19 protein-coding genes and 4 pseudogenes are annotated in these 22,176 nt (G+C 63.1%); 12 read left to right on the forward strand and 11 right to left on the reverse strand.

What is annotated here, in order from left to right:
• Window positions 1-49: 49 nt before the first annotated feature.
• Together ACXPWS_RS10575 and ACXPWS_RS10580 are read right to left on the reverse strand one after the other, a co-directional pair.
• Window positions 50-400 carry a DoxX family protein gene (locus tag ACXPWS_RS10575; RefSeq protein ID WP_458712387.1) on the reverse strand — a complete coding sequence of 117 codons (351 nt, stop codon included), beginning with the start codon at window positions 398-400 and terminating at the stop codon, window positions 50-52.
• Window positions 397-2,025 carry an FAD-dependent monooxygenase gene (locus ACXPWS_RS10580; protein ID WP_458712388.1) on the reverse strand — a complete coding sequence of 543 codons (1,629 nt, stop codon included), beginning with the start codon at window positions 2,023-2,025 and terminating at the stop codon, window positions 397-399. Before ACXPWS_RS10580 ends, ACXPWS_RS10575 begins: the two co-directional genes overlap by 4 nt.
• Window positions 2,026-2,249: 224 nt before the next feature.
• Here ACXPWS_RS10580 and ACXPWS_RS10585 point away from each other — a divergent pair.
• Window positions 2,250-2,708: pseudogene (locus ACXPWS_RS10585) on the forward strand (TetR/AcrR family transcriptional regulator); the annotation flags it as partial.
• A gap of 351 nt (window positions 2,709-3,059) precedes the next feature.
• Here ACXPWS_RS10585 and ACXPWS_RS10590 read toward each other — a convergent pair.
• From ACXPWS_RS10590 to ACXPWS_RS10600, 3 genes are read right to left on the reverse strand one after another with little or no spacing between them, the layout of a single operon-like run.
• Window positions 3,060-4,622 carry an FAD-dependent monooxygenase gene (locus ACXPWS_RS10590; RefSeq protein ID WP_458712389.1) on the reverse strand — a complete coding sequence of 521 codons (1,563 nt, stop codon included), beginning with the start codon at window positions 4,620-4,622 and terminating at the stop codon, window positions 3,060-3,062.
• Between the two features lie 8 nt (window positions 4,623-4,630).
• Window positions 4,631-5,518 (reverse strand): alpha/beta fold hydrolase, encoded by an 888-nt coding sequence (locus ACXPWS_RS10595; RefSeq protein WP_458712390.1) that lies wholly within the window; start codon window positions 5,516-5,518, stop codon window positions 4,631-4,633.
• On the reverse strand, window positions 5,515-6,294 hold the full coding sequence (locus ACXPWS_RS10600; protein ID WP_458713487.1) for an alpha/beta hydrolase: 780 nt from the start codon (window positions 6,292-6,294) through the stop codon (window positions 5,515-5,517). The genes ACXPWS_RS10595 and ACXPWS_RS10600 overlap by 4 nt, the downstream gene beginning before the upstream one ends.
• Window positions 6,295-6,412: 118 nt before the next feature.
• Here ACXPWS_RS10600 and ACXPWS_RS10605 point away from each other — a divergent pair, with 118 nt between their 5' ends.
• Both ACXPWS_RS10605 and ACXPWS_RS10610 read left to right on the forward strand, forming a co-directional pair.
• Window positions 6,413-7,060 (forward strand): TetR/AcrR family transcriptional regulator, encoded by a 648-nt coding sequence (locus ACXPWS_RS10605; protein WP_458712391.1) that lies wholly within the window; start codon window positions 6,413-6,415, stop codon window positions 7,058-7,060.
• Between the two features lie 309 nt (window positions 7,061-7,369).
• Window positions 7,370-8,752, forward strand: a complete 1,383-nt coding sequence (locus ACXPWS_RS10610; protein WP_458713488.1) for an amidohydrolase family protein — start codon at window positions 7,370-7,372, stop codon at window positions 8,750-8,752.
• Window positions 8,753-8,766: 14 nt separating this feature from the next.
• On the opposite strand, the gene ACXPWS_RS10615 is transcribed toward ACXPWS_RS10610, so the two are convergent.
• A complete protein-coding gene (locus ACXPWS_RS10615) occupies window positions 8,767-9,102 on the reverse strand; it encodes a hypothetical protein (protein ID WP_458712392.1) in 336 nt (111 codons plus the stop codon).
• Between the two features lie 267 nt (window positions 9,103-9,369).
• Here ACXPWS_RS10615 and ACXPWS_RS10620 point away from each other — a divergent pair.
• A pseudogene (locus ACXPWS_RS10620) lies at window positions 9,370-10,529 on the forward strand (IS3 family transposase).
• A gap of 314 nt (window positions 10,530-10,843) precedes the next feature.
• On the opposite strand, the gene ACXPWS_RS10625 reads toward ACXPWS_RS10620, so the two are convergent.
• Together ACXPWS_RS10625 and ACXPWS_RS10630 are read right to left on the reverse strand one after the other, a co-directional pair.
• Window positions 10,844-11,365 carry a TetR/AcrR family transcriptional regulator gene (locus ACXPWS_RS10625; protein WP_458713793.1) on the reverse strand — a complete coding sequence of 174 codons (522 nt, stop codon included), beginning with the start codon at window positions 11,363-11,365 and terminating at the stop codon, window positions 10,844-10,846.
• Window positions 11,366-11,422, reverse strand: a pseudogene (locus tag ACXPWS_RS10630) (hypothetical protein); the annotation flags it as partial.
• 163 nt (window positions 11,423-11,585) lie between these two features.
• Between ACXPWS_RS10630 and ACXPWS_RS10635 the strand changes: the two are divergent.
• The 3 genes from ACXPWS_RS10635 to ACXPWS_RS10645 are packed head-to-tail and all read left to right on the forward strand — an operon-like array spanning window position 11,586 to window position 12,831.
• Window positions 11,586-12,137, forward strand: a complete 552-nt coding sequence (locus ACXPWS_RS10635) for a hypothetical protein (protein WP_458712393.1) — start codon at window positions 11,586-11,588, stop codon at window positions 12,135-12,137.
• A complete protein-coding gene (locus tag ACXPWS_RS10640) occupies window positions 12,137-12,514 on the forward strand; it encodes a DMT family transporter (protein WP_458712394.1) in 378 nt (125 codons plus the stop codon). The genes ACXPWS_RS10635 and ACXPWS_RS10640 overlap by 1 nt, the downstream gene beginning before the upstream one ends.
• Window positions 12,514-12,831 (forward strand): DMT family transporter, encoded by a 318-nt coding sequence (locus tag ACXPWS_RS10645; RefSeq protein ID WP_458712395.1) that lies wholly within the window; start codon window positions 12,514-12,516, stop codon window positions 12,829-12,831. The genes ACXPWS_RS10640 and ACXPWS_RS10645 overlap by 1 nt, the downstream gene beginning before the upstream one ends.
• Window positions 12,832-13,247: 416 nt before the next feature.
• Here ACXPWS_RS10645 and ACXPWS_RS10650 read toward each other — a convergent pair whose 3' ends face one another.
• From ACXPWS_RS10650 to ACXPWS_RS10660, 3 genes are all read right to left on the reverse strand, one after another.
• Window positions 13,248-14,525: an MFS transporter gene (locus tag ACXPWS_RS10650; protein WP_458712396.1), complete on the reverse strand. Its 1,278-nt coding sequence runs from the start codon at window positions 14,523-14,525 to the stop codon at window positions 13,248-13,250.
• A 275-nt stretch (window positions 14,526-14,800) separates the two neighbouring features.
• On the reverse strand, window positions 14,801-15,283 hold the full coding sequence (locus tag ACXPWS_RS10655; RefSeq protein WP_458712397.1) for a hypothetical protein: 483 nt from the start codon (window positions 15,281-15,283) through the stop codon (window positions 14,801-14,803).
• A gap of 101 nt (window positions 15,284-15,384) precedes the next feature.
• Window positions 15,385-16,041 carry an MspA family porin gene (locus tag ACXPWS_RS10660; RefSeq protein WP_458712398.1) on the reverse strand — a complete coding sequence of 219 codons (657 nt, stop codon included), beginning with the start codon at window positions 16,039-16,041 and terminating at the stop codon, window positions 15,385-15,387.
• 826 nt (window positions 16,042-16,867) lie between these two features.
• On the opposite strand from ACXPWS_RS10660, the gene ACXPWS_RS10665 reads away from it, so the two are divergent.
• From ACXPWS_RS10665 to ACXPWS_RS10685, 5 genes and pseudogenes are all read left to right on the forward strand, one after another.
• Entirely contained in the window at window positions 16,868-18,415 is a 1,548-nt protein-coding gene (locus ACXPWS_RS10665) for a flavin-containing monooxygenase (protein WP_458712399.1), read from the forward strand.
• Window positions 18,412-19,320 carry an alpha/beta fold hydrolase gene (locus ACXPWS_RS10670; protein ID WP_458712400.1) on the forward strand — a complete coding sequence of 303 codons (909 nt, stop codon included), beginning with the start codon at window positions 18,412-18,414 and terminating at the stop codon, window positions 19,318-19,320. The genes ACXPWS_RS10665 and ACXPWS_RS10670 overlap by 4 nt, the downstream gene beginning before the upstream one ends.
• On the forward strand, window positions 19,317-20,189 hold the full coding sequence (locus tag ACXPWS_RS10675) for an SDR family NAD(P)-dependent oxidoreductase (RefSeq protein ID WP_458712401.1): 873 nt from the start codon (window positions 19,317-19,319) through the stop codon (window positions 20,187-20,189). The genes ACXPWS_RS10670 and ACXPWS_RS10675 overlap by 4 nt, the downstream gene beginning before the upstream one ends.
• Window positions 20,186-21,529: a cytochrome P450 gene (locus tag ACXPWS_RS10680; protein WP_458712402.1), complete on the forward strand. Its 1,344-nt coding sequence runs from the start codon at window positions 20,186-20,188 to the stop codon at window positions 21,527-21,529. Before ACXPWS_RS10675 ends, ACXPWS_RS10680 begins: the two co-directional genes overlap by 4 nt.
• A 136-nt stretch (window positions 21,530-21,665) precedes the next feature.
• A pseudogene (locus ACXPWS_RS10685) lies at window positions 21,666-22,072 on the forward strand (IS3 family transposase); the annotation flags it as partial.
• Between the last annotated feature and the right edge of the window lie 104 nt (window positions 22,073-22,176).

The raw sequence follows: 22,176 nt of genomic DNA on the forward strand, positions 1-22,176 counted from the left end.
CCTCGTTTCTATCAGTTCATGCTGATGGATGAGAGCTAGGTCCAAAGCCTCACACTGATAGCCAGAAGGCAAGGTAAATAATGGATACGACTAAGAACACGAGGGCGGCCACGTAGTCGCCGAACTTGTCACTGGCGCGCTTGTGGAATATCAGCGCGCCAGTAAGCAGCGCCGTCATTCCGAGCGCTGCGGCGAGTCCGATTGGGCGCCAGTAGATTCCGATCAGTAGGCCGGCCGCAGCCGCCAATTCGAGGAGGCCGATGGCGCGGAAGCGGGTCCAGGGCAGCCCAGCGTGCTCAGCGGCGGCTCTCATTTGTGCGGTGCCGCTGAGTTTCATCGTCGCCGGCGCCAGACACATTAGGGCATAGATGATCGATATCGCGATAAATAACCAATTCATGCGGAGGCCTGTTCTTTGATGTGGCGGGAAGGGGACGGAAAGTAAAACCTGGGTGGCCCGATGGTGGTAACGTCGTCAGTGGTTTGATAGACGTAGCGATCAGGTCGCACCACCAGGTAGCGGGCACCGTTGGCGGTCATAGCATTCCAGAGCTGGCCGGTGGGGTCGCCCAGTTCGCCGTCGCTCACCACCGACGTGCCGGGGCGCAGTGTCAGGAACCGAGTCCCGAGCCGCTGCCAGGCGGTTCTGTTTTCAGCAGACATACCCGCACATGGATCGATGTCCAAACCTAATATGCTCCAACCCAGACCCAGCACGTGATCGATGCCCGTCTGCTGTGCCTGCGCCGCTGCCACCCGCGCTGGAGCGAGCAGATAGCCGACGGGGGAACGTCTGCGCGGCGGCTCTGACAGGCAGCCGGAGCCCAGAGGCGTCGGTTCGACGACTTTGCGTGTGATGCCATCGGCAACACCAGGTACTTTCGCGGCGACTCGAAACGCGATGTCGCGCAAGCGGGCAATTGCTCGATTGGGCGGCATGACCAGTCGACCAAGGAGTACGGCTCGCTTGGTCATGGAGTCGTGGTGCGGTTCGCGTTCGGCTTGGTAACTGTCGAGGAGTTCATCGCCGGCGTAGCCGCGTACCACGGCGTGCACCTTCCACACGACGTTGGCGGCGTCGCGGAATGCGCCAGAGATGCCTTGACCGGCGAACGGCGGCATGACATGGGCAGCGTCACCGAGTAGCAACACGCGTCCCTTGCGCCAGTGCCGGGCTTTGCGGACATGGAAAGTGTAGGACCACGTGCGGGCGATCTCGACGTCGTCGGAAGTGATTCCCTCCGCTGCGAGCATGCGCCAGACATTCGAAGGCTCAAGCATGGCCTCAGCGTCTTCGCCAGGATTGATGCGCCACTCCCAGCGGTAGTAGCCGCCAGGGCAGGGGCATCGGACACCGGGGCGGGTTGGCGAACATACGAAGTCGAAGTGTGGATCCCGGTGCAGGGTCCGCTTGGTACGGGCTTGCACATCCATCCACTGCTCGGAGTAAGACTTGCCCGCGAACTCAATACCCAACTGTTTGCGGAGCGGGCTGCTACCGCCGTCGCAGGCCAGCACGTAGCGCGACCGCAGCAGACGGTCGTTGCCGTCGGGACCGACGAGCCGCATAGTGACCCCGTGATCGTCTTGGTGTACGAATTCGGCGCTCCAGCCGGCCATCACCTCTACAAGGGGCCACCGTTTAAGTCCCTCGCGCAGGGCCTCTTCCAGCGACGGTTGGTGGAAGAAGTTGGCCACCGGGTATCCGGTGTAACGGGTGGGTCCGGTGATGAACGGCTTTCCGTTGAGTCCGATGAAGCGTGCTGTGACGCCGAGGTGCATGTGACCAGTGACCATGTCATAGAGCCCCAGATTGTCGATCGCACGCAGTGCCTCGTCGTCAAGCGCGATTGCACGTTGCCGGGCGAAGATGGCCAGATCGCGTTCGACAACCAGCGTGCGCAATCCCAGCTGGCCGGCAGCATTGGCGGCAGCGGCCCCGGAGGGACCCAACCCGACGACCATTACGTCGAATACCTCTGCGCTGGAATCGGCTGGTACCAAAGGGTCGCTTGGCGTGGTCATGGTGTTTCCTCCGTCATAGTTCGGTCCGCTGGGTTCTTTGGAGGTGTGGTGCCGCCTGTCGGCGGTCGCCACTTTGTAGGTAGGACGCGCGGGCGGGAGCGAAGGTACATAGCGACGTCATATGCATACCGTACCGCCAGTACTGACGATATCGTCATGAACGATGATCTATGTCATGAATGATGTTTCTGTCACTGCAATGAAGTTCAGAGAGGGTGGACCTGGTCGCTGAAGCACTCGATGCGCACGGTGCGGTCCTCGACGCTTTGACCTCCGACATCAAGGATCCCGCCGAGACTTTCGCGACCAGGTTCCGGCTCACGGGTCGCCTGTTCCGCCGCCGTCCGCGCGAGAGTCAGATCCTGCTGGCCAACGGCGTGCAGTTAATGTCCTCGGACCGAGGTCTAGCGCCGCGTGCCTTACGTGATATCGAAGCGGCCGTCTTCGCGGGTCGGTTCAAGGTTGATGATCCGCACCTAGCGTTGGCTATGGCGGCCGGAGCCATCTTGGGCCTGGGTGCGCTGCTGAACCAAGAACCCGAGCGCGACGATGCTCAGGCTGCCGACTCCGTCACTGCAAGCGTGTTACGAACGTTCGGCATGACTGCCCGTGAAGCTTCGGCCGTATGCTCGCGCCCGCTGCCCGACCTGGATGCGATCTTTAGGCCGGACTCGGCGGCCTAAAGCGATCTACTACCGCGATCACGCCGATGTCCTCATGAGGCATCGCATCACTCTACCGGCGCTGACCAGGAGTGGCATCCGTGCCGTCACTTGCGCGATCGCAGGGCGGCGCTGCAGGTGTAATCCCGAAGCGAACCGGCGGGTCCGAACTCGCGCAGGGGTTTGAGCCGCAGTAACTCGGGCCACCCGCAAGCTGTGCCCCACATACATATTGTCGGGTAGGACCCGTCCGGGGTTTCGGAGTCGACTCCATCGGTCACAAAGTTCTCGTTGGCGAGGAACGCGAGGCCCGACCGCAGTGGTTGGCGAGCCTTGTCATCACCGTGGGGCATCGGCGATGGGGCGGGGCGTTCAGGTGTGGGGTGTCACTGCCAGTACTGCGACGCGGGTTGATCGGGTGATGTCGTGGGTGGCGATGTGGCCGATGTAGCCGTCCGGCCGGATTAGAAGCAGCGCGTCGCGGGTCAGGCCGTAGATGCGTGCGAACTCGGCAGTCGGGTCGCTGAGCACGTGATCGAATGTATCGGAATCGCTGGTGGTTTCGGTAGTTGCCGCGTCGACGGTGAGACGGGTCAGGCCAGCGCCGGTGCTGGGCCAGTCAAGTTCGGAAAGCGCCGAGGCGGCGTGCTCTCCGTAGGCGATCGCGGTGAACTGCGGGCCGGCGTAGGCCTCGAACAACCGCAACCGTGTCCCATCGCCTGTGACGAGATCGGCGTCGGGGGCGCGGTCGCCGACTCGCAGGGTCGCGGTCTTGTCCGTCGACAGCGGTGCCAACGGTCCGCCGTGGTAGGTCAACGTGAGCTGTTTTTCATCCTTGCCGCGCCGCACGCTCTTGGGATCGAGTTTGCCCAGGCCGTCGTATTTCTTCGTCGACAGTCCCAGCACTCCGGCGGCTATGGGCTGTCGTTCGGACTCGTAGGAGTCGAGCAGGGCATCGTCGGCGCCGGCGAGCACTTGCGCGAGTTTCCAGCCGAGGTTGTAGGCGTCACCGACACCAGTGTTCAAGCCTTGCGCTCCAGCAGGTGTATGGACGTGGGCGGCATCCCCGGCCAGCAGAACCGATCCTCGGCGATACTGTTGCGCCAAGCGGATATTGGGTCGAAATACCGACTGCCACACAATGTCTCGCAGCGTCAGCTTCTTGTTTCGGGTCAGTGAGCGTACCTTGGCGGTGATCTCGGCCGCTGTGGTGGGAGGTTCTTCGCCAGGTGCCAGTCGGATCATCCATTGAAACAGGGGTGAGTAGGGCAGCGGGCACGCGCCTGCGAACCGTCCACCGGGCCCGGGCCAGACGTGCCAATATGTGCGGGACAGATCGCCGTCGACGGCTGCGTCAACGATGAGGATCCGGTCGGCTTCATCGGTGGAGCCTCCGAAGTCGATACCGACGGTTTTGCGGACCTGGCTGCTACCGCCATCAGCACCGACCAGGTAACGGGCGGTGATCTGCTCGACCCCGTCTGGGCCGGCTACGCGTGCGGTGACCCCGGGGAGGTCGACGCTGAATTCGGTGAGTTCGATGTCGAGTTCAACGCGCCCGCCTAACCTCTCGAGCCGGTCGTGCAGTGCGCGCACCGTGGCATTTTGCGGGATCAGCCAAGTATCGGGGTACGGCACGTCGGGGCCCTGCTGGCCTTGGTCTATCATCCGCCACGGGAGTGTCACCGGGCCAAGGTGGATCCCCATCTTCGGATACAGGCTGCCCTGATTGAGGACATCGGGGAGGACGCCGAGGTCTTCGAAGACTTCCAGGGTGCGTGGCTGCAAGCCCTTCGCGCGGGAGCCGTGAAATGCGTTGGGTTCCTTATCGATGAGGCGGACCGCGACTTTGCGGCGGATCAGGTCGATGGCCAGGGCTGTGCCGGTGGGTCCGGCCCCGACGATCAGGACGTCGGTGGTCGATTGCGCGATCATATGGTTGGTTACCGATCTGTGTGAGAGTTCGTGAACGCCGCCAAATTCTCGGCAACGAGGGCGGGGCGTTCGAAAGGGATCATGTGGCCACAGTCGTCGACCACATGTGTTCGCTTAGGCGCCAACAGGCTCTGGACTCGGCCTAGACTGCTGATTGGGGTGACTTGGTCCTCGGTACCCCACATCAAGAGGGTGGGCAGCGCAGTGGTGCCGGTCTGCCGGTAGAGACCATCACGACCGAATAGACCGAAATGTTGCAAGGTGTCGAAGAATGCGTACAGCGACCCTTCATAGCGGTAGGAGTCGCCGACCATGGCGGCCAGGTCGGCGGCCCGCTCAGGGTCAGCGACGTTGTGGCGCTGGTGACGATCGAAGATCTGCTGTCCGAGGTGGCGAGCGATGACGCCGCCGGTGAGATCGTTGCCCAACAACAGTTTCTGCGCGATCGGCCTGGGGCTCAGGCCAGCGGGGCCTAGCAAAGTCAGCGTGCTCGCCGATGCACCCTGGCGGAGGTAGGACATCGCGACCAGGGCGCCCATGGATGCGCCAGTGAGGTGACGCCGAGGCGGTAGGTCGAGGGCATCGATGAGTTCGGCGAGTTGCCCGACGAAGAGCGCTTCGTCATAGCGTCCACGGATGCGGTCGGAGTAGCCGCGGCCGTAGGCGCTGTAGGTTAGGGTGCGAAACCCGTGGTCGTGTAGAGCTTCCACGGTGGCGTCCCAATAAAAGAGCGGAACAGTGAGGCCGCCGGTCAGCACCACGACATCACCGGTGTCGGGTCCGCACAATTCGTAGTGCGTGATGCCCTTCGATAGCCGGATATAGTTCCCGCGCAACGATATCCGTGCGGTCGCGTCGAGCCGGCGGTCTTCGGCGGAGGCTATGAAGTACCTCATCGACGTTCGTTCCCGGCGAGGGCGTTCAGGAAGCCGATCATCGCGTCGGCGACCCACGGTGCGTCCTCCTGAGGGAGTAGGTGACCGCCCTCAGGGTGGGTCTTCTCGATACTGCCGGGAATGTCGCGGGCGAAGTGTTGCCCTTGCATGCCAGCGCTGCGCAGTACAAGTGTGGGCACCGTGATGGCCGGGATCTTAGCGCTACGGTCGGGCTGGTCGGTGCTGACAAAATCCACGAATGCTGCCGGGTTGCCGGGCCGGTTCCACAACCGGTGCGCCCGGTCGATCGTCGCGTCGTCGATCACTGCGGCGTTCTTGCCTGCGGCTTGGCGCAAGCTGCGTTCGACGCCGCGCCGCGGCATCACCCTGCGAAGCACTTGGCCTACGAGGGGATTGCGGGCCAGGGCCATTCCGGCGGGCAGTTCCTTCTCGGGGTATCCAGTGGCGTTGATCAACACTAAGCCGTCTAGCCGGTCAGGCTCAGTGACTGCCATGTTCCATGCGATGTTGCCGCCCAACGAGTTTCCGGCAACCACGCATCGAGATACATCGATCGCATCGAGGAACCGCGACAATGTCACGGCGTAGGTCTGCACTCGGTAGTCGCGGTCTGGGCGCGGGCCGGTGACGCCGAAGCCGGGCAGATCCGGGCGGATGACGTCGAAACCACCCCATAGCCGTTGCGCCACATCTTCCACGCCGTAGATCGACGATGCGCTGCCGTGCAGGAGTAACACGGGCGGACCCGTCCCGGATCGTTTGTAGTGCACGTTCATGCCGTCCACCGCGGCGAACCGCGAGTCGGGTCGAATGTCGGGATCGGGTCGCGTTGTCATAATGGATACAGTGTGTCCATTATTGGGCGATGCTGTCAAGGACAGTCATACTGAGCCCGTGAGCACGCCTTCGCGGTCCCGTGGACGCCCGCCGATCCCGCTAGAACGCATCATCGACGCGGCGACGGCAATCCTGGACGAGCACGGCGCGGACGCATTGTCGATGCGAACGTTGGCCCAGAAGCTCGATTCGGGCACCGCCACGCTGTACAGACACTTCCCAAGCCGTAACCACCTGCTAGCCCGCGTGGTCGACGCCGCCATCGGCGAAGTCGACATCGCCGCCGACGACCTCCACGATCTGTCCTGGCAACGAACGTGTGAGACGGTGGCGCAACGCATGTTCGACGTGCTTGGCCAGCATCCGCACATCGCCTTGGTGATGATCGACCGCATTCCCGTGGGTCCCAACATGCTTGCCCTGCGCGAGCGGGCGCTCGCGCAACTGTTGGCCTCCGGCTTCCCCCCGCGATTGGCATTGCAGGCGTGGGCGACACTGGCGCGCTTCGTGCTGGGTTTCGGAAGTCAGTTCGGCCCAGACGGTGGCACCCCAGAGATGCCGGCTGCGTGGGTGACGGTCGACCCGGCCCAGTTCCCGGCGAGCGTGGCCGTCTCCAAGTACGCGCCGGTCCCGCTGGAGAGTGAGTTTACCTTCGGTCTGGAGCTACTCATCGCAGGCTTGGAGCGGCGGCTAAATCGCCACTGACGTCATCGAGCGCGGGCCCTCTGGCTGATCCTTGCAGCCTGGGTGCTCCCTGAGATGCCGGTTCGTCGTTGTCGGGCGGTTGACCGACAGCATATTATCGGACACACTGTATCCGTATATAGATGCGGAAATGTCACATCAGAGGTGACCGCTGGCCGCATCGTTTGGCCGGGTCGTTCCGTGCTTGTCCAGCAGGGCGCACCCCTTCGCGCATCTAATTCAACCGCAGGACCTTGGCCCGTCGCCGACGGGAGATCGGAATGGCAATCAGTGAGCCGCACCCTGCTGCGAGGAGCGCACGTCGTGACGATGGATCCGAGTCGTCACGACGTCGAGATCGTCGACGTCCTCATCGATGGTGCCCGGATCGCCGCTGTTGGGGACCATCTGGATCCTGCAGGCGTTGGCATCGTCGACCTCGGCGGGCGGATCGTGGTGCCTGGGCTGATCAACGCCCATCTGCACACCTGGCAGTCGGCGCTCAGGTTCGCCGGGACGGATTGGTCATTGCCCCAATACCTCGCTAGCGTCCACGGGGCGGTGGCGCACCGCTACTGCCCAGAGGACATGCACCTAGGCACCTTGGCCGGCGCCCTCAATCAGATCGACGGCGGCGTCACGACCATTGGGGACTGGTGCCACAACTGTGTGACACCCGAGCATGCGGATGCAGCCATCGATGCCCTAATCCGCGCAGGCGTCCGTGCGGTGTTCTTGCACGGCACACCTCACGGCCTCCGCGACCGGCCACACGACACCGCCGAGATCGATCGCTTATTGGCCGGACCGATCGCAGCGAACGAGTTGGTGTCGTTGGGAATGGCCGTCGAGGGGCCGCAGCTCTCTAAACCTGAGATAGTGATTGCCGATCTGCGTGCGGCCGCCGTACGGGGTGTCCTGGCTTCGATGCATCAAAGCGCAGGAGCACCGGGCCCGGGCTGGCAAGCCGTCGGTAGGGCTGGTCTATGGGGTCCGATGACGAATATCGTCCATGGCACCGGCCTCGACGACACCTGGATCAAACGCCTTGTCGATGCAGGAGTCAGCTTTACCTCCACGCCGGAAAACGAACTCGGCCAAGGGCATTGTACGCAGGTCAGCCGCCAACTGCTGAACGTCGGAAGTGCACCATCATTGGGGACCGACACCGAGATCGTCTCACCCGGTGACATACTCGTTGCAGCGAGGATGACTCTGGCGCTGCAGCGCGGTGCGGTGCACGACCGAGCCTTTGAACGCAGCGGCCTCGGCGAGGAAAGGACTACTCTCACGGCGAAGCAGGCCTTGTCGTGGGTGACCACCGAAGGCGCTCGCGCACTTGGCTTGGCGGACCAGATTGGGTCACTAAAGCCCGGCATGCAAGCCGATCTCATCGTCATCGATGCCCGCGGGCTCAACTTGTGGCCAGTACACGACCCCATCGCCGCGGCACTGCACGCCCACCCCGGCAACATCGAAGCGGTCATGATTGGCGGAACCTGGCGCAAACGCCATCACACGCTCATCGACGACAGTATCGACGACATCAAAGACCAAGTGCGCCAGTCGGGCTCCCGCCTCATCGCTCGTCTCCGGTCACCAGGAACAGTCGGACGGATCAGAGGACGGGTCATTCAACGCGTCGTACGCGCGCAGCTCCAAAAGCAGGTACGTGGCGGCGGTTACGACAAAACTGCCCGGGAACTGTCGTAATTGCCGCATCGGTATCACTCCCGACCGCCGACGGCCGCCAGCGTGGATGACTGTAGCTCTTCGGCCGGCAAACGCCTTGTGCCATTCATAGCAGAACTGCCGACACGCAATGGTTCGGCGGGTTGTCCTGGCCGGATCGATCCAGCGGTTCCTCCAAGCGGACCGGCGCCGGCCATGACGGTCAGGTCGATGGTGGACATCCCGTCGGCGGCGATGTGCCGGTGACGGATTCCGGTGGGGGTCGGGATCCACTCGTCGTTGGTGTCCAACGTTTCGGTGAGCTGGTGATTGGACATGCTTTGCGGCGGGGCATAGCTGCCCGCCCCAACAACTTTGGCTGATGTAAGCATGATCAGGCCACATCCCATTTACGTCGTCAACAACTTGAACACCGCCGGGGGCGCGGGCGCCGATCGCCCTCGGCTGGTTCCTCGACCGACTCTCTTGTGTTCGCGGTATCGCGCTAGCGCAGCCGTCGCATGTTCTGGACGCGTGGCTTACCCGTGTCCGTCGATCGATGGGGTCTGCTGCACGCATAGGTGACATCTTGACCTGACCCACCGTTTGGGTTCCAGATTCGGTGACTAAGTGACGGCCTGTACGAAAGGCTGACCGTCATGCCACGACCGTATCCGGCCGAGTTCCGTGCCCGCGCGATCGCGCTCGTGCGCGCCGGCAAGCCGCAGAAACAGACCGCCGACGACCTCGACATCCATCCCGTCACGCTGTCGAAGTGGATCAAGCAGGACGATATCGACCTCGGGGTGCGTCCCGGTGTCCCGACGAGCGAATCAACAGAGTTGCGAGCAGCGCGGCGAAGGATCCGCGAGCTGGAAACCGAGTTGGCCATCGTGCGCCAGGCCGCCACGTTCCTCGGTGAGGACAAGCCCCGCCCAAAAGGATCTACCCGGTGATCGACCGACTGGTCGGCGCCGGGGCGCGTGTGGATCGCTGCTGCGTCATTCTTGGTGTGACACGTCAGAACTACTACAAGCACAAGCGAAAACCGACCACGGCCACCCAGTTGCGTCGGCAATGGTTGACTGGACTGATCCGAGAGATTCACGTCGCCTCACGGGGCACCTACGGCTATCGCCGCGTCCACGCTGAACTCACCCTCGGTATGGGAATCACGGTCTGCCCACGCACGGTGTCGGTCCTGATGACCCTGGCCGGCATCTACGGTTTGCCGGGTCCAGTACGGGTGAAACGCCTGCGCGGGGTGGTCACTGCTGATGATCTGGTCCATCGCAAGTTTCGCCGACTGGCTCCAAATGAGTTGTGGGTCACTGATATCACGCAACATAGGACTCGGGAAGGATGGCTGTACTGCTGTGCGGTGCTCGATGCGTTCAGCCGCCGGATTGTGGGTTGGTCGATGGACTCGAAGTCCGATGCGACGTTGGTGGTCAATGCGTTGGATATGGCCATCCGCAACCGCCGACCCACTTCTGGCGGCATTGTGCATGCCGATCACGGAACTCAGTTCACCTCTTGGGTTTTCGGGGAGACGATCCGGTCGGCAGGACTGCTTCCGTCGTTCGGCTCAATCGGCGACGGCCTGGACAACGCCATGATGGAAAGCTTCTGGTCCTCCATGCAGATCGAGCTACTCGACCGCCGAAAGTGGAAGACGCGCGTCGAGCTGGCCAACGCCATCTTCGACTACCTGGAGATCTTCCACAACCGCCACCGCCGCCACTCGGCGCTCAACTACCGCACCCCGATCGAGTACGAACAATCCTTCACCAACGACACCCTCACCGCCGTCAGTTAGCCACCACGACTGGAACCCAACAGGTAGGGCAGGTTAAACTGTCACCTGATCGTGCAGCATACCCTTCGGCTTGTGTGGTAGGCGGCTATGGCGTCGGTATGGGCGGGCCCTGTGGCCATTCGAAGGCAAGGCAAGGGGCGGTTGAATCGTGTATCGGACCAGTCGGGCAATGGAATTCCTCGCTCGCGTTTGACCGTGCGGGGAGGGTACGCCGCACTAACCTCGACTGCTTGGCGGCCGAAGGTGTTGGGAGGCGGGGTCACCTCGTTGCAGGGCGGGCTTGGGGCGTGGGGTCGGGCGCGCCCGCGTGCAGCTCAGCCGCCGATCGCGGGTATGCCTATCAGCCCAGCGGGCACCAATTGCCCGGTAGCCAAGGCGACGAGCGCGGACACCAGTTCGGCCAGGTAAGCTTGCTCGGCGTCGACATCGGCAGCGCTGATGTGTTGGAGCGTCAGCCCATCGAAACCTGCGAGGAAATGACGCGCCAGAGTGGTTGCTGGCCGTAGCAGGACGCAGTCGCATCGGTCGGCGGCATCCTGAATGATCGTTGCCGTGGTCGCGATCACGGTCACCTGGTTGTCCACCACGGTGGGTTTGAGCTGAGGAACCCGAAGGCCGTATACCTGAAGTTCGATGAGCAGCTGGTGGCGATCGGGCTCTTCCTCGACCGACCTCCATAGGTCGGCGACGAGTTCCCCGACCGTGGTGGCGAAGTCGGTGGATTGCGGCGCCACACCACGCACGTGCTCGATCAGTTCGTCGGTCAGTTGCTCGATCACCGCCCGATATAACTGTTCCTTGCTTCCGAACACGTAGTGCACGTTGGCCTGCGCCACCCCGGCTTCTGCGGCGATCGCGCGCGTGGTGCCTGCCGCGACACCCTCTCGCGTCATCAGATCAATCGCTGCACGAATCAGCTGCGGTCGACGCTCGGCGACGGAAACATGAGCCACGCCGCCATCGTAAGCCCCCTGGTGCGCATCCTCCGTGCAAGCAGGGCGCAGACAGGACTGGCCGGGTCGACCGACATTGTCGCATGACCAAATGTGCGCTACGGTGAGGCGACTGTCGAGTGTCGACCACGAGCGCTGGGGTGACGCGCTCCGGGTAGAGCGTTTGCCACTCGTCGCATCGCATCTACGCCCAGAGCTGTTGGAGGAAGCAATGTCGAGTGGACTTGACGTCCTGGTGCTGGCTGCGGTGTTGCTCGGGGCGGTCATCAGTGCCTTGAGCGGACTCATCAACCCGGTTCTGGACTACGGCGCACGTGTGATGTGGCGAGTGCACGGTCCAACGGGCTGGAGTCAATGGCGGCCCGCACACTATGCCCTGACCGACCGTGATCACGATCTGATTGCTCGGGAGTCGTCGTCACTGGATCGCCCTATCGGCCAGAGTCTGCGTGGAGCGATTGTGCGTGATCGGCGCGGCCTAGGTTGCGCGGTCATCCAATTTGTCGTACTGCGTGATCTCGTTGATGGCCAAAGCCATTGCTCTGTCGCCGAATACGTCTCCGACGTTTTTGCCGTCGGTTACCTGCGTGCGCGCGACGCCGAGCGGCACATGACGTCGTTCACCCAATCTAGTACGGCCAGGATGAGTGCGTGATGACCGACCACGGCATCCAGACGTCCTTCGCGGCAACGACACTCGGACGATTCGTGGTGTTGGCCGCTGCCATCGCCGCTGAAGTGGGTGCCACACTGTCGCTGCGGGCCTCTCAGGATCACCAGGCATGGATCATCGCGGTCGTCGCCGGCTACACCGTCGGCTTCATCTTGTTGACTCTGCTTTTACGTGGCGGGATGTCAGTCAGTGTGGTGTACGGACTGTGGGGGGCTTGCGGGACTGCGGCCACGGCGATGCTGGGCGCTGCCCTCTTCGGAGACCCGTTCACCTGGCTCGTCGTCGCCGGTATTGCCATGATCATCGTCGGTGTCGTCCTTGTCGAAGTCGGGTCACGACCGGCGGGGACGTTCAGCTGATGTGGGGGATACTTGGATCCGCGATCCTGGTCGAAGTGTTGGCCACCTTGGCGATGCGTGCCTCCAACGGATTGCGGATCCGCAAATGGATACCTGTCGCAATCGCGGGCTACGCCGTGTCGTTCCTGCTTCTGTGGGTCTCTTTGTGGCACGGAATCCCTGTGGGAATCGCATACGGTATCTGGACGGCGTGCGGCGTGGCGTTGGTGGCCGTGGTGGCCCGCGTGCTTTTCCAAGAACCCCTGACCTGGGTGATGAGCATCGGCATGGTGTTCATCGTCGCCGGCGTACTCACGATCGCGTTCAGCGCGCACTGACGCGGACCTGGTCTCGTGCCCGTGGGATTACGTACCTCGGGGATAGGCGTCACCGCCTGCGGCGGCTGGCATGACCGTGCACCGCCCGCGCCGGCTCGGATGACGGGGGGACTTTCTCGCCTCGCGCAGTCGCTTGCGGACGCGGGCACGCGATGGCCGTGGTGATTCCCGAACGAAGTATCGCTCCGCACCGGCGTTGTGCTCCAGTCATCGATTGATGGGGATCGCTGACGTGGATGCCTTTTCGAGGGTGAGTCACCGCGGATATTCTGCGAGAACGATGAATAGTTGCGTCGAGATCCGTTGAGCAGAAACAGATGCTGGTCGCGGATAGCGTGTAGGTCGTCGGCGGGTACTGAGATGGCCGGCAGCGCATTGAGCGGTAGGTAGCGTTCGCAATATTCGTGGCACCGGATTCAGCAATCTGGGCGGATCTTGCGGATGAAGAACACGGCGAGAACCGCTCCCACGATGCCAATGGTGTAGAGCGCGTGATAGTTGTCTCCACCACCGATTCCCAGTAGCAGGGGGGCCACGATCGGGACGATCGTCACCGGTAATGACTGTGTCAGGGTGACCAGCCCCAGATCACGAGCGCTGTTGACTGGGTCGGTCATCGTCGCAGACGCCAAGGCGATAGTCTGTCCCAGAATGAACCCGTAGCCTACCCCGAAGATGACTGCGCCGGTGAAGAATCCAGGTAGAGTGACGAAGATATCCATGACGGCGATGCCGGCGCCGACCATGAGCGAGCCGGCCGCGAACACCGGCTTCCGCCGGCCGAGTCGATCGGACAGTTTTCCCGCTAGTGGGCTACTGAGTACCGCGATGAGGTTGACCACCAGCATGACCTTGAATATCAGCACGGGCATGGCGGCCGGCGCTATTCGCAGCATGTGCTCCATGAAGTACACCGTGTAGGCGCCGACGACCGCGGTACCGAGATAGGCGGAGAACAGGACCAGCAGGCACCACGCGAACTGGGGAGACGTTCTCGGGTTGAAGTAGAGGCTGCTGGCGAAACTCGTTGCGGTGCGCGACGTTGTTGATGTAGGGCGGCCATGAGGGGTGAGGGCGAAGCACAGTAGCAGCGTGCAGCCCAATGCTGCAGGTATCAACAACATCGCGGTCATCGATGTGGTGAGCTGCGCGAGGAACGCGCCGATGAGCAAGCCCGCACCTTGTGCCATGCCTGCCAGTCCGGATACGAAGCCCTGCCGCGAAGGTGGGATGTAGTCGGTGATCATCGCCCACAGCGAGCTGAGGCCGATGGCGCTGGCGATCGACACGACCGCCCAACCGGTGAATAGACCGGTGATGGAATTCAATTCGGCAATCATCACCGAGCCGCCCGCGAGTCCGGCGGTGCTGAGCATGAGCCACGGCCGGCGTCCAAGCCTGGTTCGTTTCGTCCGATCGCTGAGGCTGCCAAACACCGGCCCGGCCGGCAGCGACAACGCCGCACCGGCGGCCGCGATCGTCGAATACGCCGTCGTCGTATTGTGTGGGACTACCTGTGCGACGCGAAGCGCCAAGGTCATCACGTTCGGTGTCAGCGTTGCCACCCACACACCCAGTGTCGCCAGTACGCACCCGATCACGAAAACCGGATGTGGTTCCGGCCCAGTCGGTTCAGGTGTGCTGCTGGCGGCGGCATGCCCCGCCCAGGGTGTCGATTCGTCGGTAGTACTCATTGCTTCCTCGGTTTCGATTTCCGGGCTGTCTTCGCTTCATCGACGGAGGCAGAGAATCGATGTGATGTCCGCCTGTGAAGTGCGCCGGGGCGCTGGATGCGCCGGTGATTGCTTCATTGTGATCTCTGCACCCCGGCTTGTCACTGTCGTGTTCATCGAAGTGCTCGCGAGTCGCGCTGGCTCGTCTGGTGAAAACAGGGTAGGGCCGGCCGCATGCCGGGATCGGCTGTGTCGCTGCATGAAGCGATGACACGGGGTCCGGGTGCGCCGAGAGATCACCCCGGTGGCGCTTGCGGGTTCTGCGGCGCCCCCGAATACCCCGGCGCTGGGTCTTCCATGATCACCGGGATGACTGGTTCGGGTGCTGACGCTTCAGCCGGTGACGGGGTTGTCGGTGGCGCGCCGGTGGGGTCCTCCAGTTGGGCTGGGGTGGGTCCGGCCTGAGCGTTGACGCTCGGAATCGGCGGTACCGGCGGCGTGATACCCCCGGAGATGCCGTACCTGGCGCTGGCTGAGGTGAGGATATTCGGCTGCCCCGAGCTCTGGCCGAGCTTGCTGCCGGGCAAGCCGCTGCCTGTTTGCGCGGGGTCGGCATTGGTCGATGCGCGTACCCCACGGGTGTCCGTGGTTTTCGGCGCGGTGAGATACGGATAGTAGGGCAGGTAGGTATAGGCGCCGGGCAATAGTAACGACTCGCCAGGAACGTAGGGTGCGGGGTAGGGCTGGATGTCGATGGGATCGGCTGTCGCGGAGGGCATTGGAGTTGCTACCAACAATGCGGTGGCGACTATCACCGTGTAGATCTGCTGTCCCAATGGGCGTCGGCGCATGAGGTTGACTCGCAATCCAAGGACGGGCATCAGATCTTGGCGGGTTCGCCGTAGATGGCGAACTGGGTGTGGGCTTCGGCTGTGGAGATGCGCAAGTAGGCATAGGAGCGCACGCTCACGTCGCCGCCGCAAGCGTCGGCCTTGATGTGCAGGTTGTCGATATCAAGCATGGCCCGCCCGCTGTCGTTGAGTGTCATGTTCGTCATTGGGATATCGACGATGACGCCCGGTTGTATGACAGTCTGCACAAATCCTGCGACACCACCAGAAGCTCCGACGCTGACCTGTGGTGGCGTTCCGACGCCGACTCCTAAACCGGCTTGTGGGGCGATGCCGCCTGCACCGCCGATGTTCAGGCCCGCCGATACGTCTGACTGACACCCGAGTTCATAGCCGAGGATGAACAGGCTATCCACGATGAGGCTGGATCCGCCCGTGGCCTCAGCACTTGCCGACGCGGTCACGAATCCTTCACGAGAGTTGGCTGCAGCGGCAAGATTTGGCACCGAGTTGACGGTTTCGTCATCGATCTTGATGGTCAGGTGCCATCCGTCCCGAGACACTTTCTCATATACCTGTGGCGGCATCGCGACCGGTTCGGCAGTTGCGCTGGGCGTACTTGCGAACAGGCACGCGGCGGCGGCCACGCAGGCTGCAGGCGGTACCGAGGAGGGGCGGAGGTTCATGATGTGTTGCGTCCTCTCGAAAAGGGAAGGGGTCCTGCGGATATCACCGATTAGGTCATTCGCCTGAGTCAAGTGACAAAGATCTCGAATTGAGCTCATCGTGCTCTGCGTCGCCGAACGTGTCAACCAGTTCGACGACATTGGGTTCGCGCGGACGGTGCGTCCAACGCCATCAGTGCAGTGTCGCGTGCCCTCACGTGCCTTCACTTGCCCGCGACCTCGCGCCAGCCAAGCGCTGCGTTCTCACCAGGTGAGAGATGCTTGAGGGAAACGTGTTTCAGCTATGCGGCGGCCGGGGTCGGCTCCTCGGCCGGCGACGCAGTCGGCAGAACACTGACGCGGGAGGCCTTGCTGGTGCCGCGGACGCCGTGACGGCGCTCTCGTCCCGGCGCCGAGGACTGCGCGCCGGGATGGCTCCACGTCTGTAGTTGTGACCACGGCCCGCGATGAGTTCGTCCAACAGCCACCTTTCGGCGCCTATCGCGGCGCTCCGAGCCGGAGGGGTCGCTGGCTACTTGTGTCGATGGCGGTCAAGTAGGCGCCTGGCGCGTATTGATCGGTGGCCCCTCAAGCACATTCGGCGACGCTGGAGGTGCGGGTGAGGGGCGATACCTATGAGGGGTTGACACGGCGATGGGTTGAGCGGAACATAGCAACATCGAGTTGTTCATACGACTTAGTCAAATGTCTAGATATGGTCGGCCGATGTGGAGCAGCCGAAGCGACGCAGTTGAATGCTGCGCACGCAGGCCGGGCCGCGAAGTTGGGCGACGCCCGTCCGATCGCATCCAGGTACAGGCAGACTCAAGAAAGTGGTGATTCCGTGGTGAGTACTTCAACCGATACCTGCGATGTGCTCATCGTTGGTGCCGGGCTATCCGGTGTGGGTGCGGCCGCCCAGCTTTTGACCGAATGCCCGGGCAAGTCGGTGGTGGTCCTCGAAGCGCGCAACGACTTGGGTGGCACCTGGGATCTATTCCGCTACCCTGGCGTGCGCTCGGACTCCGACATGTTCACCCTGGGGTATCGGTTTCGACCCTGGACCGAGGCCAAGGCCATCGCGGACGGGCCCGACATCCTGCAGTACATTCATGACACCGCTACCGAATTCGGCGTGTCGGAACATATCCGGTTCCAACATCGTGTGCGGGCCGCGGAATGGGACAGTGCCACGGCCCGGTGGAGCGTCGAGGTGGAGCTTGGCGACAGCAAAAACTGCACGACAATAAGTTGCGGCTTTCTGTACGTCTGTTCGGGCTACTACCGCTACGACGAGGGATTCACGCCCCAATTGCCAGGGATCGACCAGTTCGCGGGCCCCGTCGTTCATCCACAGCACTGGCCCGAGGACCTGGACTACGCCAATAAGCGGGTCGTGGTCATCGGTAGCGGGGCCACAGCGATCACCCTGGTGCCCAACCTAGCCAAGACCGCGGCTCACGTGACCATGCTGCAACGCTCGCCGACCTATCTAGCCTCCGCGCCATCGCGCAATCGGTTCGCCGACCGCGCACGCGCTTGGTTACCGTCGCAGATGGCTTACGCCGTCGTGCGTTGGAAGAACGCGTTGCAAGACCTGGTCACGTATCGCCTCAGCAGACGCTATCCGGGTTTGATGAAACACCTTCTGCGGTCCGGTGTCCGAAAGCAACTCCCACCGGGATATCCCGTGGATACGCATTTCGCGCCCAGATACAACCCGTGGGACCAACGCATATGTCTGGCCCCCGACGGTGACGTGTTCGCTGCCCTGCGCGAAGGCCGCGCTTCGATCATGACCGACCACATCGATCACGTCAGCGGTACCGGCATCAAGCTACGGTCGGGGGCCGTACTGGACGCCGACGTGATCGTCACCGCAACGGGTTTGAATCTCTCCGCCATTGGCGGCATCACGCTGACGGTGGATGGCCGTCAGGTCGACCTCTCAGAAACGGTGTCCTACAAAGGCATGATGCTCTCCGCGGTGCCGAACTTCGTCTGGACGGTCGGCTACACCAACGCGTCCTGGACGCTGAAGGCCGATCTCGTCGCCGAATACGTCTGCCGCCTGCTGAAGCACATGGACGCACATCGCTACAGTGCCGTAACGCCTGATCCGACCGCGACGACCGGCACGACACCGTTCATCGACCTCGCGTCAGGGTATGTGACGCGAAGCGCCGCCGAACTGCCCAAGCAAGGTGAGCGCCCACCGTGGCGGCTGCACCAGAACTATGTCAAAGACATACAGGTTCTGCGCAGGGGCCCACTCGATGACGAAGTCACCTACACGACAACCCCGGTCAGCTCTGCCCACCCAGCATCGTCAGACACCACCCACGGCACGGCGCAACACCCCACCGCCTCTCGGGACGGGGGCAGCCGCGTATGACACCTGCGGAGCAATTCACCAGCGTCGGCGCGGGTATTCGACTGTGCTATCAGCGTTTCGGAGACCCACACCACCCCACCGTCGTCCTCATTGCCGGTCTCGGCCAGCAACTGCACTCCTGGCCGACACCATTGGTTGAGGTCCTCGCTGACCGGAGGTTCTCGGTCGTGCGCTTCGACAACCGTGACGCCGGGCGTTCCACCCACATGGAATACCCGCCGCCCAACCCGATCGCCATGTTCCGGGGTGGGGACCGCCGACTGCAGTATCGCCTCGCCGACATGGCCCAAGACGTGGCCGGCCTACTCGACACCCTCGATGTGAGTGCCGCTCATCTTGTCGGAATGTCGATGGGCGCGATGATCGCCCAAACCGTCGCGGCGCGTTTCCCGCTGCGTACCCGCACGCTCACCTCGATCATGTCGACCACGGGCGCACCGCGCCTGGGCAGGCCCGCGTGGTCGACCTGGGCGCGGATGCTCACGACCCGACCGCCGCGCACGCGCGAGGAAGCCGTCGCTCAGGCAGTGGCGATGAACCGTCACATCGGATCGCACGGCTACCCCTTTGATGCCGGTGATGCGGCACGTGTCGCCGCTGTCGAATGGGACCGCGACAATCGCAGCGCCGAAGGGGCCACCCGCCAACTGGCCGCCATCTTCGCCTCGGCAGATCGCACCGCCGAACTGCGCACCATCGCGGCACCTACGTTGGTCATCCACGGCGACCGCGACCGGATGGTGCATCCCAGCGGTGGCGCGGCCACCGCCGCGGCAATCCGTTCAGCTCGACTGATGACCATCACCGGAATGGGACACGACCTAGCCGTCGGTGCTCGCCCAGCACTGCTCGACCTTCTCGTGACACACCTAGACACGAACCGCGTATCGGAGAGGCATTTATGACCCGCCAGCACCGCTCACTCGTCGGACAAACCGTCGTCATCAGTGGCGCCGCATCAGGGATCGGGAAGTCGCTGGCACAGCGACTGTCCGCACACCGATGCCCGGTGGTGATCACCGACATCGACGCAACGGGTCTGGAGGCCACCGCAGACACGCTGCGTGGCCAGGTGTTGACTCGTCGGCTCGACGTCCGCGACGCCGCGGCGTGGCGCGAGCTGGCCGAGGAGGTGCGCCAGTGGGCGCCCACGCCGGTCGGCGCCGTCTTCAACAACGCAGGGGTGGCCGTGTCATCAAGCGTTCTCGATGCCATCCCCGAGGATGACCAATGGTTGTGGGACATCAACTTCCATGGTGTCGTCAACGGCACCCGAGCCTTTCTGCCGACACTGGTGCAGCAGAACAGCGGCGCGATCGTCAACGTGTCGAGTGTGTACGGCCTGGCCGGCGTGCCGAACGAAAGCGCCTACTGTTCATCGAAGTTCGCCGTCCGCGGCTTCACCGAGTCCCTGCGTCAGGAGTTGTCCGGCACAGGGGTCGCCGCGATCACCGTCCACCCCGGCGGGATCAACACCAATATCGCGCGCAACGCCCGATTCCACAGCGACCCCGAAGGACTTGGCCGCACCCAAGACGAAGTCGCTGTCCAATTCGCGGCGATGACGTTGACACAACCGCATAAGGCCGCAGAGATCATCCACCGCGGTGTGGAGCGTGGGAAACCGCGGATCCTGGTCGGCCCCGACGCCGTGCTCGTCGACATCGTGACCAGACTGGCACCCTCGCACTACTACTCGGTGCTGGGCAAGGTCGAAGGCTGGCTGAGCAAGCGATCCAACCCGGCCGGCGCCCCATCGGAAGTGCACCGATGAGCGTGACGACAACTGTGCATGTGCCACCGGGACCCAAGCTGCCCAAGGCGATCCAAGGTGCATGGTTCCTACTCGACCAGCGCGGATTCATGGAGGGGCTGGGCCGCCGCTACGGAACCGCGTTCACCATCAACGTCCCGTTTTACCGGCGAGCAGTGGTCATCAGTGACCCCGTGTGGGCCAAGCAGCTCTACCTAGCCCCGGCCGATACCGTCGGCAACTCCGAACCCAGTCTGGAACTCGTGCTCGGCACGGGCTCGATCTTCGGGCTGACCGGTGCTGCTCACCGCCGCCGCCGCAAACTGTTGGTGCCGCCGTTCCACGGTAAACGGATGCGTGCCTACGAAGACCTCATCGAACAAGAAACGCTGACCGAGATCGGCGCCTGGCCGCAGGGACGGGAGTTCGCGGTGATGCCCTCGACCATGCGGATCACCCTGAACATCATCTTGCGGGCGGTGTTCGGCGCCGAGGGTGCAGAATTGGATGAATTGCGTGCGCTGATGCCGCCGATGGTGGAGTCAGGTTCACGGTTGGCGTTGATGCCCTGGCTGCACCACGACCTGGGCAGGTTCAGCCCGTGGGGCCGATACCAGAGGATGCGCCGCGCCTACGACACAGTGGTCGGAAGGCTCATCGACCGGATAGAGGCCGACCCGCATCTCGATGACCGCGATGACGTGCTGTCGCTGATGTTGCGGGCGCGCTACGACGACGGTTCTGCGATGTCGCGTGGTGATCTGGCCGACGAACTACTCACGCTGATCGCTGCCGGGCACGAGACGACGGCAACGACACTGGCTTGGGCCATCGAACGTCTGCGCCGCCATCCGGATGTACTACAGGAGCTGGTCGCGCAGGTCGATGCACGCGAATCGGCGTTGCTGCAGGCAACCATCTTCGAGACCCAACGGACCCGATCGGTCATCGATTCGACGGCCCGGAAAGTGCTTGTGCCCTCGATCACACTGGGGCCGTGGGTGATTCCGAAGGGCTACACGGTGATCGTCGACGCGCCGATGACCCATCACCAATCCTCGGTGTACGCCGATCCGTATCGGTTCAACCCCCATCGATTCCTCGGAAACACTCCCGACATGTATGCCTGGGTGCCTTTTGGTGGGGGTGACCGTCGCTGTCTCGGTGCAGCATTCGCCAACCTCGAGATGATGATCGTCTTGCGCACCATTCTTGGTCGGTATCGTCTGGAAACGACGAGTTCGCCCGGAGAGAAACAGTACAACCGCGGTGTTGCGTTCACACCACGGCGTGGTGGCCTGGCAATCGTGCACCCCCGAACGGTGCCCGCCGTCAGGGATCACACCAGGGAGCGGGCATGAAGAGCACCATGTCTGATGCCGACTTGACGGTCAGCAGCATTCTTGAGCACGGCGTCCATCACCACCCCGGTGCCACCGTGTGCACCGCCACTGTCGATGGATACCCCGCAGCACATTGGCGAAGTGGGCCGATGCGTTGGGCTACCCGATCGACTCGCGGATGAAGCCCACGTTCGCGGTGGCCGCCCTGGACCACGCAGTGGCCCTGCGCTGACCTGTCGCAACGATCGTTCACTCAGACCGGTTGAATCCGATCAATTTCGGTCCCGAAAGTTCTTCCACGCACTGTCGCACAACGGGCTACACGGATCAGTGGGCCGCGCCGGTGCATGCGGGGAGAACGCAGCCATGGAATCATTCTTCGCGCTTCTGCAACGCAACGTCCTGGACCGGCGACGCTGGTCCACCCGAGCCGAACTATGCCTGGCAATCGTGACCTGGATCGAGCGGACCTACCACCGACGCAGTCGGCAACGCGCACTCGAGCGACTCACCCCGACAGAGTGCGAACTGCTCCACACACCAGTCGCAACCGCGGCCTGAAACCAAGCATGGCGACACCACCAACCCCAGGGCACATCAGCGAGTCAACTGAACCCGGGGCAGTCCCGTCCCTTGTGTGTGGGGTGGCAGATGGACTGGCTCCC

This window comes from Mycobacterium sp. BMJ-28 (assembly GCF_054404835.1).

Bases quoted from the DNA above. Each gene is read 5' to 3' on its own strand.
- ACXPWS_RS10575 (WP_458712387.1), bottom strand. From the start codon at position 400: ATGAATTGGTTATTTATCGCGATATCGATCATCTATGCCCTAATGTGT.
- ACXPWS_RS10580 (WP_458712388.1), bottom strand. From the start codon at position 2,025: ATGACCACGCCAAGCGACCCTTTGGTACCAGCCGATTCCAGCGCAGAG.
- ACXPWS_RS10590 (WP_458712389.1), bottom strand. From the start codon at position 4,622: ATGATCGCGCAATCGACCACCGACGTCCTGATCGTCGGGGCCGGACCC.
- ACXPWS_RS10595 (WP_458712390.1), bottom strand. From the start codon at position 5,518: ATGAGGTACTTCATAGCCTCCGCCGAAGACCGCCGGCTCGACGCGACC.
- ACXPWS_RS10600 (WP_458713487.1), bottom strand. From the start codon at position 6,294: ATGAACGTGCACTACAAACGATCCGGGACGGGTCCGCCCGTGTTACTC.
- ACXPWS_RS10610 (WP_458713488.1), top strand. From the start codon at position 7,370: ATGGATCCGAGTCGTCACGACGTCGAGATCGTCGACGTCCTCATCGAT.
- ACXPWS_RS10615 (WP_458712392.1), bottom strand. From the start codon at position 9,102: ATGCTTACATCAGCCAAAGTTGTTGGGGCGGGCAGCTATGCCCCGCCG.
- ACXPWS_RS10640 (WP_458712394.1), top strand. From the start codon at position 12,137: ATGACCGACCACGGCATCCAGACGTCCTTCGCGGCAACGACACTCGGA.
- ACXPWS_RS10645 (WP_458712395.1), top strand. From the start codon at position 12,514: ATGTGGGGGATACTTGGATCCGCGATCCTGGTCGAAGTGTTGGCCACC.
- ACXPWS_RS10650 (WP_458712396.1), bottom strand. From the start codon at position 14,525: ATGAGTACTACCGACGAATCGACACCCTGGGCGGGGCATGCCGCCGCC.
- ACXPWS_RS10655 (WP_458712397.1), bottom strand. From the start codon at position 15,283: ATGCCCTCCGCGACAGCCGATCCCATCGACATCCAGCCCTACCCCGCA.
- ACXPWS_RS10660 (WP_458712398.1), bottom strand. From the start codon at position 16,041: ATGAACCTCCGCCCCTCCTCGGTACCGCCTGCAGCCTGCGTGGCCGCC.
- ACXPWS_RS10670 (WP_458712400.1), top strand. From the start codon at position 18,412: ATGACACCTGCGGAGCAATTCACCAGCGTCGGCGCGGGTATTCGACTG.
- ACXPWS_RS10675 (WP_458712401.1), top strand. From the start codon at position 19,317: ATGACCCGCCAGCACCGCTCACTCGTCGGACAAACCGTCGTCATCAGT.
- ACXPWS_RS10680 (WP_458712402.1), top strand. From the start codon at position 20,186: ATGAGCGTGACGACAACTGTGCATGTGCCACCGGGACCCAAGCTGCCC.